At 65.7% G+C, this 21,073-nt stretch carries 21 protein-coding genes and 1 other RNA gene; 10 read left to right on the top strand and 12 right to left on the bottom strand.

Annotated features, from left to right (window positions below; genetic code table 11):
- Window positions 1–121: 121 nt before the first annotated feature.
- Window positions 122–763, bottom strand: coding sequence for a ribonuclease T2 family protein (locus tag ACU0B3_RS00580; RefSeq protein WP_446258957.1), 642 nt, complete (start codon window positions 761–763; stop codon window positions 122–124).
- A gap of 155 nt (window positions 764–918) precedes the next feature.
- Here ACU0B3_RS00580 and ACU0B3_RS00575 point away from each other — a divergent pair, with 155 nt between their 5' ends.
- Window positions 919–1,695 (top strand): DUF1013 domain-containing protein, encoded by a 777-nt coding sequence (locus tag ACU0B3_RS00575; protein WP_446258858.1) that lies wholly within the window; start codon window positions 919–921, stop codon window positions 1,693–1,695.
- 29 nt (window positions 1,696–1,724) lie between these two features.
- Here ACU0B3_RS00575 and ACU0B3_RS00570 read toward each other — a convergent pair whose 3' ends face one another.
- The 6 genes from ACU0B3_RS00570 to ACU0B3_RS00545 all read right to left on the bottom strand — a co-directional run bounded on the left by ACU0B3_RS00570 (window position 1,725) and on the right by ACU0B3_RS00545 (window position 7,651).
- Window positions 1,725–2,891: a Bcr/CflA family efflux MFS transporter gene (locus ACU0B3_RS00570; RefSeq protein WP_446258857.1), complete on the bottom strand. Its 1,167-nt coding sequence runs from the start codon at window positions 2,889–2,891 to the stop codon at window positions 1,725–1,727.
- Between the two features lie 387 nt (window positions 2,892–3,278).
- Window positions 3,279–3,872, bottom strand: a complete 594-nt coding sequence (recR, locus tag ACU0B3_RS00565) for a recombination mediator RecR (protein WP_446258856.1) — start codon at window positions 3,870–3,872, stop codon at window positions 3,279–3,281.
- Window positions 3,873–3,894: 22 nt separating this feature from the next.
- Window positions 3,895–4,857 (bottom strand): TraB/GumN family protein, encoded by a 963-nt coding sequence (locus ACU0B3_RS00560; RefSeq protein ID WP_446258855.1) that lies wholly within the window; start codon window positions 4,855–4,857, stop codon window positions 3,895–3,897.
- Window positions 4,858–4,949: 92 nt separating this feature from the next.
- On the bottom strand, window positions 4,950–5,294 hold the full coding sequence (locus ACU0B3_RS00555) for a YbaB/EbfC family nucleoid-associated protein (RefSeq protein ID WP_446258854.1): 345 nt from the start codon (window positions 5,292–5,294) through the stop codon (window positions 4,950–4,952).
- 144 nt (window positions 5,295–5,438) lie between these two features.
- Window positions 5,439–5,912 carry a GNAT family N-acetyltransferase gene (locus tag ACU0B3_RS00550; protein WP_446258853.1) on the bottom strand — a complete coding sequence of 158 codons (474 nt, stop codon included), beginning with the start codon at window positions 5,910–5,912 and terminating at the stop codon, window positions 5,439–5,441.
- Entirely contained in the window at window positions 5,909–7,651 is a 1,743-nt protein-coding gene (locus ACU0B3_RS00545) for a DNA polymerase III subunit gamma/tau (protein ID WP_446258852.1), read from the bottom strand. The genes ACU0B3_RS00550 and ACU0B3_RS00545 overlap by 4 nt, the downstream gene beginning before the upstream one ends.
- A 406-nt stretch (window positions 7,652–8,057) precedes the next feature.
- Between ACU0B3_RS00545 and ypfJ the strand changes: the two genes are divergently transcribed.
- Complete coding sequence (gene ypfJ, locus ACU0B3_RS00540; protein ID WP_446258851.1) at window positions 8,058–8,903, top strand: KPN_02809 family neutral zinc metallopeptidase; 846 nt, start codon at window positions 8,058–8,060, stop codon at window positions 8,901–8,903.
- Window positions 8,900–9,409, top strand: coding sequence for a protein-tyrosine phosphatase family protein (locus ACU0B3_RS00535; RefSeq protein WP_446258850.1), 510 nt, complete (start codon window positions 8,900–8,902; stop codon window positions 9,407–9,409). Before ypfJ ends, ACU0B3_RS00535 begins: the two co-directional genes overlap by 4 nt.
- A 211-nt stretch (window positions 9,410–9,620) precedes the next feature.
- On the opposite strand, the gene ffs is transcribed toward ACU0B3_RS00535, so the two are convergent.
- The 4 genes from ffs to ACU0B3_RS00515 form a co-directional block, all read right to left on the bottom strand.
- Window positions 9,621–9,719: signal recognition particle sRNA small type (gene ffs / locus ACU0B3_RS00530), an RNA gene on the bottom strand.
- A gap of 4 nt (window positions 9,720–9,723) precedes the next feature.
- Window positions 9,724–10,389: an HAD family hydrolase gene (locus tag ACU0B3_RS00525; protein ID WP_446258849.1), complete on the bottom strand. Its 666-nt coding sequence runs from the start codon at window positions 10,387–10,389 to the stop codon at window positions 9,724–9,726.
- Window positions 10,386–10,730, bottom strand: coding sequence for a hypothetical protein (locus tag ACU0B3_RS00520; protein WP_446258848.1), 345 nt, complete (start codon window positions 10,728–10,730; stop codon window positions 10,386–10,388). Before ACU0B3_RS00520 ends, ACU0B3_RS00525 begins: the two co-directional genes overlap by 4 nt.
- Before the next feature lie 83 nt (window positions 10,731–10,813).
- Window positions 10,814–12,802, bottom strand: a complete 1,989-nt coding sequence (locus ACU0B3_RS00515; RefSeq protein ID WP_446258847.1) for a bifunctional 2',3'-cyclic-nucleotide 2'-phosphodiesterase/3'-nucleotidase — start codon at window positions 12,800–12,802, stop codon at window positions 10,814–10,816.
- Window positions 12,803–13,009: 207 nt separating this feature from the next.
- Between ACU0B3_RS00515 and nudC the strand changes: the two genes are divergently transcribed.
- From nudC to ACU0B3_RS00495, 4 genes are all read left to right on the top strand, one after another.
- A complete protein-coding gene (nudC, locus tag ACU0B3_RS00510) occupies window positions 13,010–13,963 on the top strand; it encodes an NAD(+) diphosphatase (RefSeq protein WP_446258846.1) in 954 nt (317 codons plus the stop codon).
- A 96-nt stretch (window positions 13,964–14,059) separates the two neighbouring features.
- On the top strand, window positions 14,060–14,524 hold the full coding sequence (locus ACU0B3_RS00505) for an SRPBCC family protein (protein WP_446258845.1): 465 nt from the start codon (window positions 14,060–14,062) through the stop codon (window positions 14,522–14,524).
- Between the two features lie 100 nt (window positions 14,525–14,624).
- The gene (locus ACU0B3_RS00500) at window positions 14,625–15,428 is read left to right on the top strand and encodes a DUF4198 domain-containing protein (RefSeq protein ID WP_446258844.1); all 804 of its coding nucleotides are present in this window, start codon (window positions 14,625–14,627) and stop codon (window positions 15,426–15,428) included.
- Window positions 15,429–15,498: 70 nt separating this feature from the next.
- Complete coding sequence (locus ACU0B3_RS00495; RefSeq protein WP_446258843.1) at window positions 15,499–16,902, top strand: FAD-binding oxidoreductase; 1,404 nt, start codon at window positions 15,499–15,501, stop codon at window positions 16,900–16,902.
- Between the two features lie 68 nt (window positions 16,903–16,970).
- On the opposite strand, the gene hemC is transcribed toward ACU0B3_RS00495, so the two are convergent.
- On the bottom strand, window positions 16,971–17,918 hold the full coding sequence (gene hemC, locus ACU0B3_RS00490) for a hydroxymethylbilane synthase (protein WP_446258842.1): 948 nt from the start codon (window positions 17,916–17,918) through the stop codon (window positions 16,971–16,973).
- A 73-nt stretch (window positions 17,919–17,991) separates the two neighbouring features.
- On the opposite strand from hemC, the gene hemE reads away from it, so the two are divergent.
- The 3 genes from hemE to ACU0B3_RS00475 all read left to right on the top strand — a co-directional run bounded on the left by hemE (window position 17,992) and on the right by ACU0B3_RS00475 (window position 20,869).
- Window positions 17,992–19,020 (top strand): uroporphyrinogen decarboxylase, encoded by a 1,029-nt coding sequence (hemE, locus tag ACU0B3_RS00485; RefSeq protein ID WP_446258841.1) that lies wholly within the window; start codon window positions 17,992–17,994, stop codon window positions 19,018–19,020.
- Window positions 19,021–19,181: 161 nt separating this feature from the next.
- Window positions 19,182–20,111 (top strand): ABC transporter ATP-binding protein, encoded by a 930-nt coding sequence (locus ACU0B3_RS00480; protein ID WP_446258840.1) that lies wholly within the window; start codon window positions 19,182–19,184, stop codon window positions 20,109–20,111.
- The gene (locus ACU0B3_RS00475) at window positions 20,108–20,869 is read left to right on the top strand and encodes an ABC transporter permease (RefSeq protein WP_446258839.1); all 762 of its coding nucleotides are present in this window, start codon (window positions 20,108–20,110) and stop codon (window positions 20,867–20,869) included. The genes ACU0B3_RS00480 and ACU0B3_RS00475 overlap by 4 nt, the downstream gene beginning before the upstream one ends.
- Window positions 20,870–21,073: the final 204 nt, after the last annotated feature.

The raw sequence follows: 21,073 nt of genomic DNA, 5'->3' as shown, positions 1-21,073 counted from the left end.
GACTGGGCGTGCGGGCGACCAAACCTGCCCTCACAGGGGCAAGTGGTAGACAACGTGCGGCAGTCTGTCGAGGTAAGGAATGATTTACCTAACCCGCGCCGCAGGTCTCTAGGTCAGGTGCCTACCGGATGGGCGCGAACATCGCGCCCTCGAGGCTGCAATCGCGGCTGACATCGCGGCCGCAGGGCACAAAGGCGAGGTCCTTGCCGAGGCAGATGCGCACTTCCTGGATGTGGCCGGATTTGCAGGTCACGGTGATCGCCTCCGGCGTTAGGCCGGGGTTGTCGCGCAGGAACGCCGCCTCGACCACCGAAGCAGGCAGGGTCACCGGGTCCTCGAGCTTGCGAAAGACCTCCGGGCGGGTGACCTTGCCATACGCGGCGCGGCTGGTCTCGAAATACGCCGCCGCGCTTTCGCCCGTGCAGACGCCGTGCTTGCGCCACTGGTGCCAGGCGAGGCCGGAGCTTCCCATGATGTCGGTCATGCTGCCGGTCATGCTGCGCGAGGGCGCTCGTTCTACCGTCGGGCAATAGGCCGGCCAGCCGCGGTGGTACTGCGGCCAGAGCCCGTGCAGCGTCCAGCCGAACTCGTGGCGCGGGTGGCACTGGTCCGAGTTGCGCGCATCGCCTTCCAAGGCGCACCAGTTCGGCGTCCAGCTGAGCGCGAGCACGTAGTAGTCGAAGACGCCCGCTTTCTCGCCGTCGGCCTGCGCTGCGCCCGCGAGCACAAGCGCCGCCATCCAACCTGCCAAAACCGTGCGCATTTTCATCTTCCCTCTCCAGGTCGGCTTGACTATATACCGCCCCAGTTCCCCGACAACGGCAACCCGTTCCGGCTCAGACCGGGACCTCCTGAAGCCAGGAGACGGGAGAGCCGCATCCCGAGTTCGGGCGGGGGTCAGCGCAGGAGACGACGATTATGGCAAAACCGATCATGGCCAAGGCGACCGCCGTTTGGCTCGTGGACAACACGACCATCAGCTTCAAGCAGATCGCGGACTTTGTCGGACTGCACGAGCTCGAGGTGCAGGGCATCGCGGACGGCGACGTGGCGACGGGGGTGAAGGGATTCGACCCAATCGCCAACAACCAGCTGACGCAGGACGAGATCGACGCCGCCGAGAAAAGCGCACTGCACAAGCTCAAGCTCAAGTTCAACGCCGCCGCCGTCGGCGAGGAAAAGCGCCGCGGTCCGCGCTACACGCCGCTGTCGAAACGTCAGGACCGCCCGGCGGCGATCCTGTGGCTGGTGAAATTTCACCCCGAGCTGGCCGACAGCCAGATCTCGAAACTGGTCGGCACGACCAAGCCGACGATCCAGGCGATTCGCGAGCGCACGCACTGGAACATCGCCAACATCCAGCCGGTCGACCCGGTCGCGCTTGGCCTGTGCAAACAGACCGAGCTTGACGCCGCCGTGCAAAAGGCCGTCGCCAAGAAAGAAAAAGAAGGCGTCGTGATGTCCGACGACGAGCGCCGCAAGCTTGTCTCGACCGAGCAGTCGCTTGGCATGGACCCCGAGCCCAAGATCCCGACCGCCATCGAGGGGCTCGAGACCTTCTCGCTCGGGGGCGACAACTCCAGCGCGGACGAAGACGAAGACTCGGACGCGAACAAGGATTTCTCTGACGCCGACAGCTTCTTCAACCTGCCCGACGGCGCGAACGACGACGACGAAGACGACGACCAGAAGTGACACCCGTAGGATAGGTGCTTGCACCCATCCTACCGCAAGCGCTTCGCAAGGAGCGCAGTGCCGAGCCCGGCGAGCGACGCCAGCAGCGTCAGCGCGAGCACCGTTGCGGCGGGTTCGTCGGGCGGCAGGAGCACAGCTGTCAGCGTCGTCAGGACCGCGCCCATCCCAACCGAAAGCGCGCCGTTGATGCCTGCGGCGCTCCCCTCCAGCCCCGGCTTGACCGACATGGCGCCCGCGTCGCAGCTGGGTTTCGTGATGCCGTTGCCGACCCCGATGCACATGGTGCTGGCGAAGAACAGCACCGCGTTACCTCCGACCGTCAGCGTCACGATCAACCCCGTGCCAACACCCGCGCAGGCGAGGAGCCGCCCCGCGATCATCATCGTGGAGGGCGCGACATGCGACGCGAGGCGTCCGGCGAGAAAGCTGCCCGCAATGAACCCCGCCGTGATCGTGCCGATCAGCACGCCCAGCTGTGCGGTGCTCACGCCGAACTGCACTTCGGCCACCAGGGGCGCGCCAGTCAAAAAGATGTAGAACGCCCCGTTCGCCGTCGCACTGCAGAGCGCATACGCCCAAAAGAGCGGCGCCTTGAGCAGGGCGGAGACCGGCTGGCGTGTGGTCCCTGTGGTCCGCGTCCGCGTCTCGCCCACGTCTTGCCAGCAGATCATCAGCATCAGCGCGCCGGCGATGGCGTAGAAATAGAACGTCGCGCGCCAGCCAAAGGCGGCATCAAGCGCACCGCCGAGCATCGGGCCCAGCATCGGCGCAACGGCCATCGCCATGGCGATGTACCCGATAAGACCCGCGGCCTCGTTCTCGGGGCGGGTGTCGCGCACGATGGCAAGCGACAGCACGTAGCCCGAGATCACCCCGCCCTGCGCCACGCGAAATGTCAGAAAGCTCCAGACATCCGTCGCCAGCGCGCATCCCAAAGAGGCCAGCGTGAAGAGTGTCAGCGTCGCGAGCAGCACGGGCCTGCGCCCTATGCGGTCCGAAAGCGGCCCGACCACCAGCTGGATGACGGCCGTGACCGCGAGGTAGCCGGCGATGGCAAAGCTGATCGTGGCGTAGCTCGTCTCGAGGTCTTCGGCGATGTTCGCCAGGGATGGCAGGAACATCTGCAGCGACAGCAGCGACAGCGCGGTCAGCAAGATCAGCGTAGTCAGTGCAGGCGGGGTGCGGGGCGTGGTCATCGGGTGTCTTCAGGTTCGAGGAGAGCTTTCGGGCAACAAAAAACCCCCGAGCCAGAAGGTCGGGGGCGCATGGCAGCGGGTCTGGAAACCGCTAGGGGACCATGCACCGGACGTGTACTACGACGATTTTGTGGGGTGTTCGCATTTGGTGGTTCCTCTTTGTTATCAAGCTAGCGATGTAACTGGTCTTGGCAAGGCTGCTTGTAGAACGCCCAGATATTGCAAGGCGCGAAGAGGCAATTGCGCACTCGCTCCGGACCAAGCGCCTGCCTGACGGGAACCGTCAGGCCGCGCCGTCCCGCCCCCATGGGGCGGCGCGATTGCGCCACCCCGCGGGCTGGCGCGTGCACAACGGTTTCAGAAATATCGGGTTACCGACAACTTCCTCTACAGCGCCTTCCGCGCGTTCAGCGCCGCGGTGATCGTGCCGTCGTCGAGGTAGTCGAGCTCGCCGCCGATCGGCACGCCCTGCGCGAGCGAGGTGAGCGTGACCTGCCCATCGAGCTGGTCGGCGATGTAATGCGCGGTCGTCTGTCCGTCGATCGTGGCGTTGAGGGCGAGGATGACCTCGGTGATCTCTTCGGAGGTCACGCGGTCGATCAGCTTGGGGATGCGCAGCTCGTCCGGTCCCACCGCATCGAGCGCGGACAAAGTCCCGCCAAGCACATGGTAGCGTCCCTTGAAGACACCCGCGCGCTCCATCGCCCAGAGGTCCGCGACGTCCTCGACCACGCAGAGCTGGCCGTTGCCGCGTTTCTCGGAGGTGCAGATGTCGCAGACGTCGGTGGTGCCGACGTTGCCGCAGTTGAGGCACTCCCGCGCCGCGCGGGCCACGTCCCCCATGAGGTCCGCCAAGGGCGTGAAGAGAAGCGCGCGCTTGCGGATGAGGTGCAGCACGGCCCGCCGCGCCGAGCGCGGGCCGAGGCCGGGCAGCTTGGCCATCAGCTCGATCAGGGCGTCGATATCCTTGGTGCTGCTCATCGCGTGCTCTGCGCAGGTCCGCTCACTCTGGGGTCTCGCCGGGAAGCGGCAGACGTGTCACGGTGTAGCCCGCCCCGCGCAGGCGCGCCACAAGTCCAGTCTCTCCGGGCAGATGTGCCGCACCCACCGCCATGAAGAGCCCGCCTTGCTTCAAGTCTTCTGCCGCCGCATCGAGGAAATTGGCGTTGCGCTTGGCCACGAGATACCCCTCAACCGCGTCAAAGATCTTCTTGCCACGCTCAAGGCCATAAACCCGCTGAAGGTAGGCGCGGTCGGAGAGGGAGAGCAGTGCCAGCTTACCCTGCAGGTAGAGCGCGATGATCGTCGAACGCGTGCGGTTGTCGGACGTTGGGGCGAGGTAGGCGGCATAAGCCGCGACGATGGCAAAAGCGTCCTCGGCGCGTGTCGCTTTACTCATCTCCGTGAGAAAGGCGCTGGGCGATTCGAGACCCTTGACCTCCACCCGAGCGATGTGGGCTTCGGTTTGAAGATTGGAGTCGAGGGAGGGGATCGTGCCGGTCCAGAAATCCTCGCATGGATCGCTCAGCAGCATTTCCGCGAGGGCCGCAAACGTAAGCCTGTCTGGTGCTTCGCGCCCCCAACCGAGGCTCGCCGTCCGGGTGCGGATGAAGTTGATGATCTCTGGTGGCAGGTCTACCTCGTCGAAATCGAAGTCCGAGCGCAGATGGCGAAACATCTCCATCCGGCGCATGCCCGCGTCGAGGTGACGCCGGCTGGGCGCGACGAAGTCGATCTCGGGTGAGAAGACGCGCGAGGCGCGCAGGGTGTCGAGCACGCTCGGCGGCACGTCCAGCACCGACGGGTCGGAGCTGTGCATCGTGCCGTAGAGATGTGAGATTGACCCGGTAGGACTTTCGATGCGCCAGAATTTGCCACGCGGGTTAAGGATCCCGGCGGCTTCGGCGGCAAGCGCCGCGTAGCCGGGCGCGTCGAAGGTGTCGGCGTGGAACTCGGGTGTTTCCACGTCGCAGACGTCGCGCGTGACCCAGTGCTGCGCGTCCGCCGCCGCGCCAGTGAGGCAGACGAGCGCGGCGGTCAGCGTGGTTCCGAGGCGGTTCAGAACGGCAGCTTCATGTCGGCGGGCAGGCCCATGCCTTCGGTGATCTTGGACATCTCTTCCTGCGCCTTGGCGGATGCCTTTTGCTGGGCGTCCTTGATCGCGGCCATGATGAGGTCCTCGACGACTTCCTTGTCGTCGCCGTTGAAGATCGACGGGTCGATGTCGAGCGTCTTGAGCTCACCCTTGGCCGTGCACGTCGCCTTGACGAGGCCGGCGCCCGACTGGCCCTCGACCACGAGGCTGTGCATGTCCTCCTGCAGCTGGGCCATCTTTTGCTGCATGTCCTGCGCGGCCTTCATCATCTTGGCCATGTCGCCCATCTGGCCCAGTCCCTTGAACATCGGAGCACTCCTTTGGAGGTGTTGCGTTGGATTTACAGATACGGGCTGGACGGCAGGCTCACAAGAGCTCGGGTCCGCGCTTGTGGTGACCCGGCCCTCCGGGGGGAGTTTATTCGGGAAGATGAAGCCGGGAGCGGCGTGCGTTCACGCCAGCGTTTTGGCGTAGAGGAAGCGGGCTATCTCGAAGCCGGATGCCTCGAACGCTTTGTGTGCCTCGGTGTTGGCGGCCCAGGTTTCGAGTGTGATTTCGGAGGCGCCGATGCGCTTGGCCTCGTCTTCGGCGGCGCGGAGCAGGGCGCGACCGATCCCGCGGCGGCGTGCGTTTTGGGTGACCACGATGTGCTCGATATGGAGCCTGACCTGGGGCAGCGTGATCGGAGAGCCGGGCCGGATCACGTGGCTCGCAAAGAGGTAACCCGTGAGGTGGTCGGGCGTGCCCGTGACCCAGAGGGACGCGGTGTCCGAGGCGATCTGGTCGGCAAAGAACGCGCGCAAATGGTGCGGGTCGACTTTGGCGTGGAAGCGCTTTGGGTCAGTCTCCGCGTGCCACCTTTGCACTTCGGCATTGAGGGCGATGAGGCCGGGTATCTCCTCGAGTGTTGCGCGGCGGGGGGTCATTCCTCTTCGAACGGGTCCCATTCGTCCTCGACTTCGGCGAGGGCCTCGACGGTGGCCTCGGCGGCGATCTCTTCGGCGGAGCGGATCGTGGTGATGCGCGCCTTGGGGAAGGCGGCGAGGACGGCTTGCATCATCGGGTGCTCTCTTGCCGTGTCCTTGAGCGCGCGGTCGGCGGCGTCCCGGACCTCGGCGATGGTGTCGGCGCCGCCTTCGTTCACCACGGTGACCGCCCAGCGGTTGCCGGTCCAGGCGCCCAGGCGCTGTCCGAGTTTCTGGGCAAGATCGTTCGGCGCGCTCGGGGTCGGTTCGAACTCGATCCGGCCGGGCTGGTAGGCGGCGAGGCGCACGCCGGTCTCGACCTCCACGAGGAGGCGCACGTCGCGGTGCGCGCGGATGAGGTCGACGACGGTCTCAAAGGTCGGGAAGCGTGCAAGCGCCTGATCGGTGTCCTGCGCTAGGGCCGTCGCGGTGGGTCCCGATGGCGCTGCTGACGGTGTTTGGCGCGGGGCCATGGCCGAAGGCGCGGTGCCTGGCGCGGGTCCGCGCGGCGCGCTGGATGAAGGCGCTGGGCCGGAGGGCGGGTCCGCTTGCAGCTTGCGCACGAGGTCCTCGGGGCTGGGCAGCTCGGCCACGTGGGTGAGGCGGATCACGGCCATTTCGGCGGCCATCATGGCGTTGGGGGCGGCGGAGACCTCCTCGAGCGCCTTGAGCAGCATCTGCCACATCCGCGTCAGGGCGCGCATCGGCAGGGCCTCGGCCATGGCCTGTCCGCGCCCACGTTCGTCAGGGCTGATGGTGGGGTCTTCGGCGGCGTTCGGCGTGATCTTGACCACGGAGGTCCAGTGCGTGACCTCGGCCAGATCGCGCAGGACGGCCATCGGGTCGGCGCCATCGGCGTATTGTGCCGCAAGCTCGGTTAGGGCGCCGGCGGCGTCGCCGCGCATGATGAGGTCAAAGAGGTCCATGACCCGCCCCCGGTCCGCGAGGCCGAGCATGGCGCGGACCTGATCCGCGGTCGTCTCACCCGCGCCGTGGCTGATGGCCTGGTCGAGGAGAGAGGTCGCGTCGCGCGCGGAGCCTTCGGCGGCGCGGGTGATGAGCGCCAGTGCGTCTTCGGCGATCTCGGCGCCTTCGGCGGAGGCGATCTTGCGCAGGAGGGCGATCATCACCTCTGGCTCGATCCGGCGCAGGTCGAAGCGTTGACAGCGCGAGAGCACCGTTACGGGGACCTTGCGGATTTCGGTCGTGGCAAAGATGAATTTCACATGTGCCGGCGGCTCTTCGAGCGTCTTGAGAAGCGCGTTGAAGGCGGAGGTGCTGAGCATGTGCACCTCGTCGATGATGTAGATCTTGTAGCGTGCGGAGGCGGCGCGGTAGGCCACCGAGTCGATGATCTCGCGGATGTCGTTCACGCCGGTGCGGGAGGCGGCGTCCATTTCCATCACGTCGACGTGGCGGCCCTCCATGATGGCGGTGCAGTGCTCGCAGACGCCGCAGGGCTCGGTCGTCGGGCCGCCGGTGCCGTCCGGGCCGATGCAGTTCATGCCTTTGGCGATGATGCGGGCGGTCGTGGTTTTGCCGGTGCCGCGGATGCCGGTCATCACAAAGGCCTGCGCGATGCGGTCCGCCTCGAACGCGTTCTTGAGCGTGCGCACCATCGCGTCCTGTCCGACGAGGTCGGCAAAGGTTTCGGGCCGGTACTTGCGGGCGAGCACCTGGTAGGCGGGCGCGTCGGTCATGGGAGCCTCGGGGTGGGTTAGGATCGTGGGAACGGTACAGGCCGGGCGCAGGCGCGGCAATGGGCGCTGGAGCAGACATGGCACGGCGTCGACGCCAAGTGTGGTCGGGGTGAGCGCGGTGGCGATCTAGATGAGTGCGGCTGCGGTGCGCATTCAGCTGGCGGAGGTCCGCTCGGTGGTAAGGGCCATCTTGCGATCCGCACGGTCTGTGCGGTTAGCGGCGGGAACGTGGGTGTTGTTGGAGGCATCCGCCATGTCTCGCGCCAAAGGCAGCGGCGAAACGTCGGCTTGCCCTCCAAGGAGCCTTCCCACGGACCGGCACCCTGGCGTAGGGTGACGCTCGCGTTGGCGACGTGCCAGCGGCGGGACTGGAGCGGGGCGATCCAGGGGCCAGAGGAGACGAGCCATGCGATTGCGGGGACTGCGGCGCAGCCGAAACATCGAGGACAGGCGGCGGTCGGGTGGCCGCGGCGTGCGCGCGGGCGGACTTGGCACCGTGGGCCTGCTGATCGTGCTTGCCATTGGGTATTTCACCGGCATTGACGTCACCCCCTTGCTGCAGGGCGGGGGCGTGCCTCAAGAGCGCAGCGCGCCGCGCGAACTCAGCGCCGCCGAGCAAGAGATGGCCGATTTCACCTCCCGTGTGCTGGCGTCCACCGAGGATGTCTGGGCTGAGGTTCTGCCGGCGCAGGCCGGGCAAGCCTACGATCCGCCGACACTGGTTCTCTTTTCGGGCGTGACGCGCTCACCATGCGGCAATGCCTCGGGCGCGACCGGTCCGTTCTACTGCCCGGCGGATGAAAAGGCGTATCTCGACACGGCGTTCTTTGCGACGATGGCGCGTCAGTTGGGCGCGCGGGGCGATTTTGCCGCCGCCTACGTGGTCGCCCACGAGGTCGCGCACCACATCCAGAACGAGCTGGGAATCCTCGGGCAGGTCAATGCCTACCGGCGGCAGGTCAGCACGGCGGAGGCCAATGCCGCGACGGTGCGACTGGAGCTGCAGGCGGACTGCCTGTCCGGCGTGTGGGCGCGTGCGGTCGAGGGCGTGCTGGAGCCGGGCGATATCGAGGAGGCGCTGAACGCTGCGCGCATGATCGGCGACGACCACCTGCAAAAGCGTGCCGGGCGTGTACCGCAGCCGCATACTTTTACCCACGGCACGTCCGAGCAGCGGGCACGCTGGTTTGCGCGGGGCTTCGAGAGCGGTCAGATCGCCAGCTGCGACACGTTCGGCGCCGACAGGCTGTGAGCTTTGCCATCCATGCCGTGCCGCTTGGCGCCGGAGAGATCGCGGTGTCTGCGCTGCCCGGGCGGTGGGGCGCGTACGCGGCAGACCTGAAGGCGGTGGTTGAATGGGGTCCGCGCGACGTCGTGTCGATGACCACGCGCTCGGAGATGGCGCTTCGCGGGGCCTCGGGCCTTGCCAGTGACCTCGATGCGGCAGGCGTGCGATGGTGGCATATGCCGCTGCCCGATTTCGGGGCGCCGCGGGATGCAACCGGCTGGCCGGCGCTGTCGCGTCATCTGCACCAGACGCTTGCGCAGGGCGGGCGGGTGCTGGTGCATTGCCACGGCGGGTGCGGGCGCTCCGGGATGATCGTGACCCGGCTGATGGTCGAGCATGGCGAAACCGGACCGGACGCGCTGCACCGTCTCAGGACCGTGCGGCCGTGTGCCGTGGAGACGCAGGCACAGATGGACTGGGCGTTTTCGGGGTCTGGTCGGGGCGACGTTCAGAGCCCGGACAGGACTTGACGGACTATCGACGGCAGTGCCCACCTTACCAGTAAGGTGGGTACCGCCGAAAACTGGTGAGCAGAAAGTGAAACGCTGCCGGCCCGTCGCTAGCGACTGCGCGGCGACGTCCCGACAAACCGCGGTCCGCAAAGCTGCCAGGGCGCCAAACGCGCGACACTTCCAAAGCCTGAAACGCAAAACACCGCCCCGAACGGAGCGGCGTTTGCAAAGGTGAGAGGCTGGACATCGACCCAAGCGGGGCTCGTTGTGGCTGCTACCTTCCGGTCCTGACCAGGTTGGCGAGGCGCTTGCCCGCGCCAACCCCTCGAGGTCTACTTAGGCGCAACGCCGCCTGCGCGCAAGTCCAGCCCGGTCAACTTGGCTACGCCCTCCGCCAACGTCGACGCGACCAGATGCGCGGGGCTGTCCACGGCAGGCAGCAAGTCCGGCACATGCAGCACGCGGCACCCGGCGGCCAGGGCCGCAGCGACCCCTGTTGGCGTATCCTCGACGGCCAGGCATGTCTGTGGGTCGACACCAAGCGCAGCCGCTGCCTTCAGGTAGGGCTCTGGATGTGGCTTGGCGTTCTCGACGTCATCACGGGTGATCACCAGTCCAACGAGCGCCGTGAGGCCGACCTTGGCCAGCTTCGCCGTTGCTCCGGGCCGCTGCGAAGACGTGGCAACCGCAACGGGCAGGCCGTGTGCCTTGAGCGCGGTCAGGACCTTCAGAGCTCCGGGCATCGCCTGCAGATGCTCCAGATTGGCACGGTTGGCCTGCGTCCAGAGCCTGTCGAGCTCGGCAAAGTCGACCTCCCCAAACTTCTCGCGCACCAACGCGCGGCCGGCCACACCGTCCTTGCCCACGAGGCTGAGCATGAATTCAGCGTCCGCCGGCACACCCATCGCGTGAAACGCCTCGAGCCCTGATACCTGCCCGGGCCGTTCGCTGTCCACGAGCGTGCCGTCGAGGTCGAATATGATGGCCTTGGGGGTCATTCCCTCACCAGCCCGCCGGGGCAGAAGAACTGGGTAAAGGCGCCATAGCAGGTCGCCCGGTGGTCGAAGCCTTCGACGTCGTAGCGCACGTAGAGCGTCTGGTCGGTGAAGTCCGTGTCGATCTCGCCGCGCACCAGCTTGTAGCATTCCTCGGGAGACGTTCGGCACAGGGTCAGGGCCAATTGTTGTCCCATCGTCTTGCGTTTCAGCTCTTCCTTGGCGAGCGCGAGGAGCAGCTGATCCTTGAGCGCCCTCTCACCGTCCTGCTTGGTCGGCTTGGTGGCATAGGCGGCGCCCGCCAAAAGACCCAGTACCACCAGGATAAAGATCAAACCGCGCATCGCGACGCCTCCATGTTGCGCGCGCGGTTAGAGCATGGGGCACCCCGCCTGTCGAGGTGCCCCTGCTGGACTTCAAAAGACGCCTAAAGCGCGATGCGGAACTGGGCGAAGCCGTCCGCGCCGGCGCCGGCATCCTCGATCGTCATGCCCTTGACGTCGCTGATGTAGCCACGTGCGGCGGGCCCGGTCTCGAAGAGGACGGACGTGCCGGGCATCGGCTTGAACCGCCAGTTGCCGTCTGCCGACGGGTTGATCGTGCCTTGCTCGACAATGTAGCGCACGATGACGTCGCGGTTCGTGTCGGGCGCTTCGGAGATGATCGTGTCGCCTTTCGCGCCCGGAAAGCGGCCGCCGCCGCTGGCGCGGTAGTTGTTGGTGGCGATGACGAACTCCATGTCGTCCGTCACCGGCGCGCCTTCGTAAGTCAGGTTCACAATGCGGCTGGCGTCTGGGTTCACCTCATCGCCCGAGGCGTCGAAGCGCGAGGGCTGGCTCAGGTCGATCTCGTATGTGACCCCGTCGATCACGTCGAAATTGTAGGACGGAAAGGACGGGTTGAGCAGTGCAGTGTCGGTTGCGCCGGGCTCCACCTGGTTGAACATGCCCGCGGAGCGCTCGAGCCAGCCTTTGAGCTGCGCACCTGTCACCTTCACCGCGCGCACGGTGTTGGGGTAAAGGTAGAGGTCCGCGACGTTCTTGATCGCCACATCCCCCGCCGGCACGTCGGTGTAATACTCAGGTCCGCCGCGACCGCCAGCCTTGAACGGCGCAGCCGCCGAAAGGAGCGGGAGACCCGCATACTCGGTTCCCTTGAGCAACTCGCCCACGTACCACTTCTGCGCGATCGAGACGATCTGCACGGACGGGTCATCGGCCACCAGCGCAAAGTACGAATGCAAAGGCGCGGAGGTCTTGCCCACCGCGCGGCGCACATAGGCGAGCGTCTCGTCGTGGTCCTGTTGCACGGCGTCGAGCACCGGCTGGCTGTCCTCGACAAGCGCGGTGATCGAGCGGTCCTCGTTCCGTTTCGAGATCGGGCGCGCCTCGGACATGGTGGAGACCACGCGCCACGCGCCGCCCTCTTTCTCGAGCATCAGATCGATCACACCGAGGTGAGACCCCCAGAACCCGCCCATCGCGGCGGGCGTGCCGTTGATCGTGCCCGCGTCCACATCGACGCCCGCGAAGTCGGCGTACCGGGGCGAGGGGAAGACGAGGTGCGAGTGCCCCGTCATGATCGCGTCGATCCCGTCGAGACCTGCGAGCGGAACCGAAGCATTCTCCATCCCGTCCGTCTCTTGCGCCGAGCCGATGCCGGAGTGGCTGAGCGCGATGATGACGTCAGCGCCTGCCTCCTGCATCTCGGGGATATAGGCGCGCGCGGTCTCGAGGATATCCCGTGCCTCGACGTTGCCTTCGAGGTGCTTGCGGTCCCAGTTCATGATCTGTGGAGGGGTAAACCCGATGATCCCGACCTTGATCGCATGGCTCTCACCGGCACCGTCCTTCACCATCCGGTCGAGGATCACATAGGGCTTGAAGAGCGTTTTGTCCTGCGACGGGCTCGCACCCTTCTCGGTCGCCACGTTGGCCAGCACGATGGGGAAGTCTGCCCCGGCCGCCGACTTCATCAAAAAGTCGATGCCGTAGTTGAACTCGTGGTTCCCGACGGTCGCGGCGTCATAACCGACGGTGTTCATGGCGGTGATGATCGGGTGGCTGTCGCCCTCCTTCATCCCGCGCTCGTAGGCGATGTAGTCACCCATCGGGTTGCCCTGCAGAAAGTCGCCGTTGTCCACCAAGAGCGTGTTCGTCGCCTCCGCCCGGATATCGTCGATGATCGACGCCGTGCGGCTGAGGCCAACCGTGTCGCGCGGCTTGTCCGAGTAATAATCGTAGGGAAAGACATGCACGTGCAGATCCGTCGTCTCCATGATCCGCAGGTGCGCCTGGTTCGCGGCGGCAGAGACCGAGTAAGGGTGCAGCGCGATCAACGAGGCACCGGCAGCGGTGCTCGCGAGAAAGGCGCGGCGCGAGAGGTGGTGTTTGGCAGGATGCTTGGTGGCAGACATGGGTAGGTCCTCAAAATGTGTTCCCTCCCGCAGGCTACAGAGATTCTGTAAACTCCGAACGACAAACTAGCATCCTGCGCATTGGACGCAACCTATGCGTGTATCTTGACGAGCATTTGCGCAAGGCCGGACCCAGCGGCGGGCCTTGTGCAGTGCCCCGTGCAATGCTTAGAGTCGCGCTCAGCGGGCTTGGGGGAGGCGCGGGGCATGAAACACGCGGAAACGGTGACCTTTGGCGGGTCGGGCCTCGACCGGGCGGCGGAGCTGCGTGGCAAGGCCGACACCCTGCGCGCGGAAGAAGGCGCGGTTGCGCTGGCGTTCTGGCGCGGCAAGCCGCTGATGGACGGGGAGACGGCCGACCGCCTGACCCGCGTACCTGCAAACCATCCGGCGCTCAGCGATGCCGGACCGTGGGTCTTCCTTGGCAAGGACGAGGGCGTGCCGACCTTTGCCGTGAGCCTCTGCTGTTGGGAGCCGGACGAGGAGACCGCCACCGTCGGCGCCTTTGTCGACGCGTCCCGCCAGGTGCACCCCGATCTGCCCGCTGGCAGCGCCTTTGCCGAACTCCGCGCCCAAATGACCCACCTCTCTATCCGCGATGCGGAGCTGGCGGCAATAGGCAAGGGCGTACTGGAGTGGCACCAGACGCACGGGTTCTGTGCGCGCTGCGGCGCGGCCACGCACGCCTCCCAGGGCGGATGGCAGCGGCAATGCGCCTCCTGCGGGGCGCATCATTTCCCGCGCACCGATCCGGTGGTCATCATGCTCATCACGCACGGCAATTCGGTGCTGGTGGGGCGCTCGCCGCATTGGCCCGAGGGCATGTATTCGCTGCTCGCCGGTTTTGTCGAACCGGGCGAGACGCTCGAGGCCGCCGTGCGCCGCGAGGTCTTCGAGGAGGCCGGCGTGCCGGTGGGCGCGGTGTCGTATCTGGCAAGCCAGCCCTGGCCCTTTCCCGCCTCGCTGATGTTCGGATGCCATGGGGAGGCGCTGGACACCGCGATCACCCTCGACCCGATCGAGCTCGATGACGCGCTTTGGGTGACGCGCGAGGATATGCTGGCCTCCTTCGACGGCAGCAACCCGATGCTGCGCCCGGCCCGGGCTGGCTCCATCGCGCATTTCCTGCTCAAGAATTGGCTGGCGGACACACTCGACTGACCTTGGCCCGCCCCGCACGGCAAAGCGTTTGGCACCGCTCGGGCGCCATAGTATCCTGCGCGCCGAACAAACTGCGCAAGACAGGAGCAGAGGGCCATGAAATTTTCCGCCAAAGAGGACATCGACGCGCCCATCGACGCGGTGTTCGCGATGCTCTCGGATTTCGAAGGGCTCGAGAAGGCCGCCAAGAAGCGCGGCATCAAGGTCAGCCGCGACGGTGAAGAGCCGCAGGCCGGCACGTGCTGGCATATGGATTTCTCGTTCCGCGGCAAGCCGCGCGAGGCGGACCTGACGCTCGAGCGCTTTGATGCACCGAACACGCTCTGGTTCACCTCCGATTCGTCGGGCCTCGGCGGCGAGGGCGGGATCGAGCTCGTCGAGCTCTCGCGCACGCAGACCCGTATGGCGACGGAGGTGACGGTGACGGCGAACAACCTCTCCGCCCGGCTGCTGCTGCAATCGCTCAAGCTGGCAAAATCGAACCTCAACAAGCGTTACAAAATGCGCGTGGGCGAGTTCGGCAAGTACCTGGAGGCGCGCTACAAGGACGAGCGCGGCTGACGGCAGTGCGGAGGCGCTGATCACGCCTCTGTGTGACGCCGCCCCTTGAGCCTGCGCCGATCCTCGCTACCCTCCGGCGTATCGAGCGTGGGAGGGTGTGATGCGCGGTGTGGCAATTGCGGTTTGGATGGCGATGGCAGCGGGAAGCGCGGCCGCGCACGAGCTTTGGATCTCTCCGGTGCAATACCGGGTGCCGGCAGGCGCCGAGGTGGTGGCGGATATCCGCGTGGGCGAGGATCTGGACGGGCCAGCCTATTCCTACCTGCCCCGCGATTTCGTGCGCTTCGATCTGGTGCAAGGGGACACCTCGCGCCCCGTGGCCGGCCGCATGGGCGACCGCCCCGCGCTGCAGGACACCGCCGATGCCGAGGGGCTGGTGACGGTGGTCTACGTCTCCAAGAACCTGTCGCTGACCTATACCAAGTTCGAAAAGTTCGAGAAGTTCGCGCGGCACAAGGACTTCGCATGGGTCCTCGATGCGCATCTCGAGCGGGGCCTTTCGACCGACCGCTTCAAGGAGCGTTACGTGCGCCATGCCAAATCGCTGATCGCCGTCGGTGACGGTGCCGGGTCGGACCAGGAGGTCGGGCTCAAAACCGAGATTGTGGCGCTCGCCAACCCCTATACCGACGATCTGAGCGATGGCCTGCCGGTCAAGGTGCTGCTTGACGGCGCGCCCCGTGCCAACGCGCAGGTCGAGCTTTTCGCGAGCGATGGGGGGGCGGACGAAGTCACCGTGACCCTCCACACCACCGACGCGGACGGGGTTGCGCTTCTCCCGGTGGAGCCGGGCACCGAGTACCTCGCCGACGCTGTTGTGATCGAACCTGTCGAGCCCGAAGACGATGGCCCGGTCTGGGTCACCCATTGGGCGTCCCTCACGTTCGGCGTGCCGCGCCCGTAGGCCCGCGATCTTGCGCCCGCGCGCCCGCTGTGCCTCATTGGCGCTCGGGAGTGGACGGGAGGATTTGGGCATGATCGCTGAACTGCGGGCCATCGTTGGGGAAAGCTACGTGCTGGCGGGCAAGGACGCCGCGCCGTGGGAGCATGACTGGCCAAAAGCCTTTGCCTCTGCACCGCTCTGCGTGGTGCGCCCGGGCTCGACCGAAGAAGTCGCTGCCGTCGTCAAAGCCTGCGCCGCGTCCGGCACGCCCATCGTGCCTGTCTCCGGCAACACCGGCCTCACGGGGGGCGCATCGGGTGACGGGGTCGTGATGCTCTCGGTCGACCGTTTGAACACGATCCACGCCGTGAAGCCCGACGCGCGGATCGCGATTGTCGGCGCGGGTGTGATCTTGTCGACCCTGCATGACGCCGCCGCAGAACACGACCTGATGTTCCCTCTCACGCTGGGCGCGCGGGGCTCGGCGATGATCGGGGGGCTCCTTGGCACCAACGCGGGTGGCTCGAACGTTTTGAAGTACGGCAACATGCGCGACCTCTGCCTGGGCGTCGAGGTGGTACTGCCGTCGGGCGAGGTGATGGACCTGATGTCCGAGCTGCACAAGGACAACTCCGGCTACAACCTGCGCAACCTGATCGTGGGCGCCGAGGGGACTTTGGGGATTGTCACGGCGGCGGTGCTCAAGCTGGTGCCGCAGCCTGCCGCCTATGCCACCGCGATGGTCGCGGTCCCGTCGCTCGATCAAGCTCTGGGTCTGCTCAATCGCCTGCAAGTCGAGACGGGCGGCGCGGTGGAGGCTTTCGAGTACATGCCGCGCGTCTATATCGAGCGGCATGCGAGCATCACTGGCAAACGCGCGCCGTTTCCAGAGACGTATGACGTGAACTTGCTGGTGGAGGTTGGGGCCACGGCTCCGAGTGATGCCGCGCCGGATGAGAACGGGGCCGTACCTGTGGTCTCACGGCTTGAGGAATTGCTCGGCGATCTGCTCGAGGAGGGCGCGGTGCTCGACGCCGTGGTCGCGCAGAATGAAGCGCAGCGGGCGGAGATGTGGGAGCGCCGCGAGGATGCGGCCGAGATCACCTTTGCGACGCCGCCTTTTGTGAACAACGACGTGTCTTTGCCTTTAGAAAAGGTGTCGGTGTTCCTTGAAAGGATGACCCCTCGTCTTGCGGCTCTAGAGCCGCGCGCCTCGGAGATGGTTGTCGCGCATCTCGGCGACGGGAACGTGCATTACACTGCGTACATCCCTGAAAAGGACGCGGCGCTTTACGATGCAGTGACGGAAGCTGTGGAGGACGTGGCCCTGGAGCTGGGCGGGTCCTTTTCGGCAGAACACGGGATCGGGCTGACGAAGCTCGCGTCGATGGCGCGGAGGAAGGACCCCGTGGCGTTGCAAGTGATGCGGTCGGTGAAAGAGGCGCTTGACCCGCAGGGGATCATGAACCCGGGGAAGGTCATTCCGGGCTTATAGGGCAGGACTGGGGCTCTGCCCCAGACCCCGGGATATTTCTGGCCAGAAGAACTTGGGGCTCTGGTGTCTTAGGCGGTTTTCCAGTCGAAGAAGTCATCGGTGGTTTGGGAGGTCAGCTCTTCGGCGAGGGCCTGTCCCATGGCGGGGCCGTTGGCGATGGGGCCGGTGCGGGTGCCGCTGAGGCTTTCGCTGCCGTCCGTGCGCAGGATTTCACCGCGCATGGTGAGTGTGTCTCCGTCGAGGGTGGCAAGGCCCGCGATGGGGGTCTCGCAAGAGCCGTCGAGGGCGGCGAGGAAGGCGCGTTCCGCGGCGAGGCGCTGACCCGTGGGCATGTCGTGGATCGCGGAGAGGAGGGCGGCGGTTGCGTCGTCGTCCTCGCGGCGTTCGATGCCGATTGCGCCCTGGGCGACGGCGGGCAGCATGTCCTCGGTTTCGATGGCGGTGGCCGGGATTTGGTCCAGAAGGCCAAGACGGCTGAGGCCGGCCATGGCGAGGAAAGTGCAGTCAGCCACCTTGTCCTCGAGTTTCTTCATGCGGGTCTGCACGTTGCCGCGGAATTCGACGATGGGTTGGCCCGGACGGCGGTGCAAAAGCTGTGCCCGGCGGCGGAGCGAGGACGTGCCGAGCACGGCGTCCTTCGGCAAGTCTGCGAGCCCGGCAAAGCTGTGGCTAACGAAGGCGTCGCGCGGGTCCTCGCGTGGCAAGTAACAGTCGAGCACCAACCCGTCTGGCTGGGCGACAGGCATGTCCTTCATCGAGTGCACGGCGATGTGGATATCGCCGCTGAGCATCGCTTCCTCGATCTCTTTGGTGAAGAGACCCTTGCCGCCGATCTCCTTGAGCGGGCGATCGAGCACGCGGTCGCCTGTCGTCTTGATCACGACGATCTCGAAGGCCTCTTCGGGCAAGTCGTGCGCAGTGGCGAGGCGGCGACGTGTCTCGTGGGCTTGCGCCAGGGCGAGGGGCGAGCCGCGGGTGCCGATCTTGAGCGGCTGGGTCTTGGAAGGCAGTGTCATGTGCTCAGCCGTAAAGGTGTCAGGTTGACTTGACAAGTCGGGAGTGCAAGCTAGCGCCATGGACGGAGCTGTGATGACCAAGACGATACTGAGAGCGCTTGCGGGCGAGACACAAAGTGTGCCGCCGATCTGGATGATGCGGCAGGCGGGGCGGTACCTGCCGGAGTACCGCGCGACGCGGGCGGAGGCGGGGGACTTCCTGTCGCTCTGCTACAACCCCGAGCTCGCCGCCGAGGTGACGCTGCAGCCGATCCGGCGCTATGGGTTCGATGCGGCGATTCTCTTTGCAGACATCTTGCTGCTCCCGCAGGCGTTGGGGGCGGACCTGTGGTTCGTGACGGGGGAGGGGCCAAGGCTCTCGACCATCACGTCGCCTGAAGAGCTGGCTAAGCTCAAGCCGGTCGAGGAGATCGACGAGGTGTTGAGCCCGGTCTACGAGACCGTGCGCATCCTCAGCCGCGAGCTGCCGCGCGAGACGACGCTGATCGGCTTTGCGGGCGCGCCCTGGACGGTGGCGACCTACATGATCGCGGGCCAGGGCACCAAGGATCAGGGCCCGGCGCATGCGCTGAAGGCGGAGAATCGGGAGGTCTTCGAGGGGATCCTCGACCGGCTCACCGAAGGCACGATCCACTACCTGAGCAAGCAGATCGAAGCGGGCGCGGAGGTTGTGAAGGTCTTTGACAGCTGGGCGGGCTCGCTCAAGGGCGCGGATTTCGAGAAATACGCTGTGGAGCCGTGCCGCAAGATCACGGCTGCGATCAAGGAGCGGCATCCGGGCATTCCGGTGATCGGGTTCCCGCGCGAGGCCGGCGAGGGCTATGTGGGCTTTCACGACAAGACCGGCGTCGATTGCGTGGCGCTCGACAACTCGGTGTCGGCGACCTGGGCGGCGGAGCATGTGCAGAGTACGGGCTGTGTGCAGGGGAACCTGGCGTCGTCGCATATGGTGACGGGTGGGCAGGCGCTGGTCGATGAGACGCGCGCAATCGTCGAGGCGTTCTCGGGCGGGCCGCACATCTTTAACCTCGGTCACGGGATCACGCCGGATGCGGACCCGGACAACGTGCAGCGCATGATCGACGCGGTGCGGGGCGGCTGACGCCGGGCCTTGCCGGTCTATCCAGAGGCGGGCCATCCAGACATGTTCTGTGCGCCAGCGCGCAACGCACCTGTGCGAGATCGGCTGTTGGATCGTGGCTGCACAAGCGCTAGATGACGCATTCTTGAGATGACAGCGCCGCGTGCGCACCGAGGCCGAAGATGACGACATTTGTGGACGTGCGCGATCTGCGCAAGACGTACGAGGGTGGCTTTCAGGCGCTCAAAGGCGTCACGCTGGGGATCGAGGAGGGCGAGATCCTCGCGCTGCTCGGGCCAAACGGGGCGGGAAAGACGACGCTGATCTCCACCATTTGCGGGATCACCCGTCCGACATCGGGGTCGATCACCGTAGGTGGGCATGACATCGGGACAGAGTTCCGCGCCGCGCGGTCGCTGATCGGTCTTGTCCCGCAGGAGATCGCGCTCGAGCCGTTCGAGACGGTCTGGAATTCGGTCGTGCTGACCCGTGGCCTTTACGGGAAGGGCAGGAATGACGCCTATATCGAGAAGGTCCTGCGCCAGCTCAGCCTCTGGGACAAGAAGGACGCCCGCACCAAGGACCTGTCCGGCGGGATGAAGCGCCGCGTGCTGATCGCCAAGGCGCTGAGCCACGAGCCGCGGGTGCTCTTCCTCGACGAGCCGACCGCGGGGGTGGACGTCGATCTGCGCAAGGACATGTGGGAGACCGTCGCCCAGCTCAAGGCCGAAGGTGTGACGATCATCCTGACCACGCACTACATCGAAGAGGCCGAGGCGATTGCCGACCGTGTGGGGGTGATCCGCAAGGGTGAGATCCTGCTCGTTGAAGAGAAAGACGCGCTGATGCGCCGGATGGCGCAGAAGGAGCTGCGGATCGCGCTGCAAAAGCCCTTGGAGGCGATGCCGGAGGCGCTCAAGCGCGACAATCTGGTGCTGTCGGATGGCGGCTGCACGCTGAGCTACACCTATGACACGACGGGGGAGCGGACGGGGATTACGCGATTGTTGTCGGCGCTCTCGACCGAGGGGATCGCGCTTAAGGATCTGAGCACCACGCAATCGAGTCTCGAGGATATCTTTGTCGGTCTGGTCAAGGAGGACGCGGCATGAACCTGCACGCCATCAGGGCCATTTATGTCAAGGAAATGATGCGGTTTTTCCGCACGCTGGCGCAGTCCTTCATCTCGCCGGTGCTCTCGACCTCGCTCTACTTCGTGGTGTTCGGCACCGCCATCGGCAGCCGCATCCAGGAGGTCGACGGGGTCAGTTACGGCGCGTTTATCGTGCCGGGCCTCATCATGCTGAGCGTGATGACGCAGGGCATTTCGAACGCGTCCTTTGCGATCTTCTTTCCAAAGTTCTCGGGCACCATCTACGAGTACCTCACAGCGCCCATCAACTTTCTCGAGATTGTCATCGGCTTTGCCGGGGCGGCGGCGACCAAGGCGCTGTTTATCGGGGTTGTGATCCTCGGCACGGCGGCGTTTTTTGTCGATCTGCAAATCCAGAACGTGCCGGCAATGATCGCCTTTCTGATCCTGACCTGTACGAGCTTTTCGCTCTTTGGCTTCATCATCGGCATCTGGGCCAAGAACTTTGAGCAGCTCCAGCTGGTGCCTTTGCTGATTGTGACGCCTTTGGTGTTCCTTGGTGGCTCGTTCTACTCGATCTCGATGCTGCCGCCGGTGTGGCAGACGATCTCGATGTTCAACCCGGTGGTGTATCTCGTGTCCGGCTTCCGCTGGTCGTTCTACGGGATTTCGGACGTGCCGGTGGGGATCAGCCTGATGGCGATTGCCGGGTTCACGGCGCTCTGCATGGTGCTCGTGTATGTGATCTTTCGGACGGGGTGGCGGCTTCGGGACTGAGGGTTTTCGCATGCAATGTCCGTCCCGGACTTGATCCGGGACCTCCGGGACACACCGATGAGGCCCCGGCTCAATGCCGGGGCGGGATAGGAAATACGCCGCCGCAACGCTGTCCAACACTCCGTTATCGCTAACTGGTCTCATTAAAGCGCCTTGGGTGCTGCGGCGCGGAATTATCCCGGGCGCTTGACTTGTTTGCGCATC

The sequence above is a fragment of the Pseudaestuariivita sp. genome, assembly GCF_052825805.1.
This window is presented reverse-complemented; position numbering and strand designations above follow the sequence as displayed.

Excerpts from the sequence above, each read along its gene's own strand:
- ACU0B3_RS00515 (WP_446258847.1), bottom strand. The coding sequence starts at position 12,802 with ATGTCTGCCACCAAGCATCCTGCCAAACACCACCTCTCGCGCCGCGCC.
- recR (WP_446258856.1), bottom strand. The coding sequence starts at position 3,872 with ATGAGCAGCACCAAGGATATCGACGCCCTGATCGAGCTGATGGCCAAG.
- nudC (WP_446258846.1), top strand. The coding sequence starts at position 13,010 with ATGAAACACGCGGAAACGGTGACCTTTGGCGGGTCGGGCCTCGACCGG.
- ACU0B3_RS00580 (WP_446258957.1), bottom strand. The coding sequence starts at position 763 with ATGCGCACGGTTTTGGCAGGTTGGATGGCGGCGCTTGTGCTCGCGGGC.
- ACU0B3_RS00475 (WP_446258839.1), top strand. The coding sequence starts at position 20,108 with ATGAACCTGCACGCCATCAGGGCCATTTATGTCAAGGAAATGATGCGG.
- ACU0B3_RS00505 (WP_446258845.1), top strand. The coding sequence starts at position 14,060 with ATGAAATTTTCCGCCAAAGAGGACATCGACGCGCCCATCGACGCGGTG.
- ACU0B3_RS00545 (WP_446258852.1), bottom strand. The coding sequence starts at position 7,651 with ATGACCGACGCGCCCGCCTACCAGGTGCTCGCCCGCAAGTACCGGCCC.
- ACU0B3_RS00575 (WP_446258858.1), top strand. The coding sequence starts at position 919 with ATGGCAAAACCGATCATGGCCAAGGCGACCGCCGTTTGGCTCGTGGAC.
- ACU0B3_RS00495 (WP_446258843.1), top strand. The coding sequence starts at position 15,499 with ATGATCGCTGAACTGCGGGCCATCGTTGGGGAAAGCTACGTGCTGGCG.
- ACU0B3_RS00500 (WP_446258844.1), top strand. The coding sequence starts at position 14,625 with ATGCGCGGTGTGGCAATTGCGGTTTGGATGGCGATGGCAGCGGGAAGC.
- hemE (WP_446258841.1), top strand. The coding sequence starts at position 17,992 with ATGACCAAGACGATACTGAGAGCGCTTGCGGGCGAGACACAAAGTGTG.
- ACU0B3_RS00550 (WP_446258853.1), bottom strand. The coding sequence starts at position 5,912 with ATGACCCCCCGCCGCGCAACACTCGAGGAGATACCCGGCCTCATCGCC.
- ACU0B3_RS00555 (WP_446258854.1), bottom strand. The coding sequence starts at position 5,294 with ATGTTCAAGGGACTGGGCCAGATGGGCGACATGGCCAAGATGATGAAG.
- ACU0B3_RS00525 (WP_446258849.1), bottom strand. The coding sequence starts at position 10,389 with ATGACCCCCAAGGCCATCATATTCGACCTCGACGGCACGCTCGTGGAC.
- ACU0B3_RS00480 (WP_446258840.1), top strand. The coding sequence starts at position 19,182 with ATGACGACATTTGTGGACGTGCGCGATCTGCGCAAGACGTACGAGGGT.
- ACU0B3_RS00520 (WP_446258848.1), bottom strand. The coding sequence starts at position 10,730 with ATGCGCGGTTTGATCTTTATCCTGGTGGTACTGGGTCTTTTGGCGGGC.
- hemC (WP_446258842.1), bottom strand. The coding sequence starts at position 17,918 with ATGACACTGCCTTCCAAGACCCAGCCGCTCAAGATCGGCACCCGCGGC.
- ypfJ (WP_446258851.1), top strand. The coding sequence starts at position 8,058 with ATGCGATTGCGGGGACTGCGGCGCAGCCGAAACATCGAGGACAGGCGG.
- ACU0B3_RS00570 (WP_446258857.1), bottom strand. The coding sequence starts at position 2,891 with ATGACCACGCCCCGCACCCCGCCTGCACTGACTACGCTGATCTTGCTG.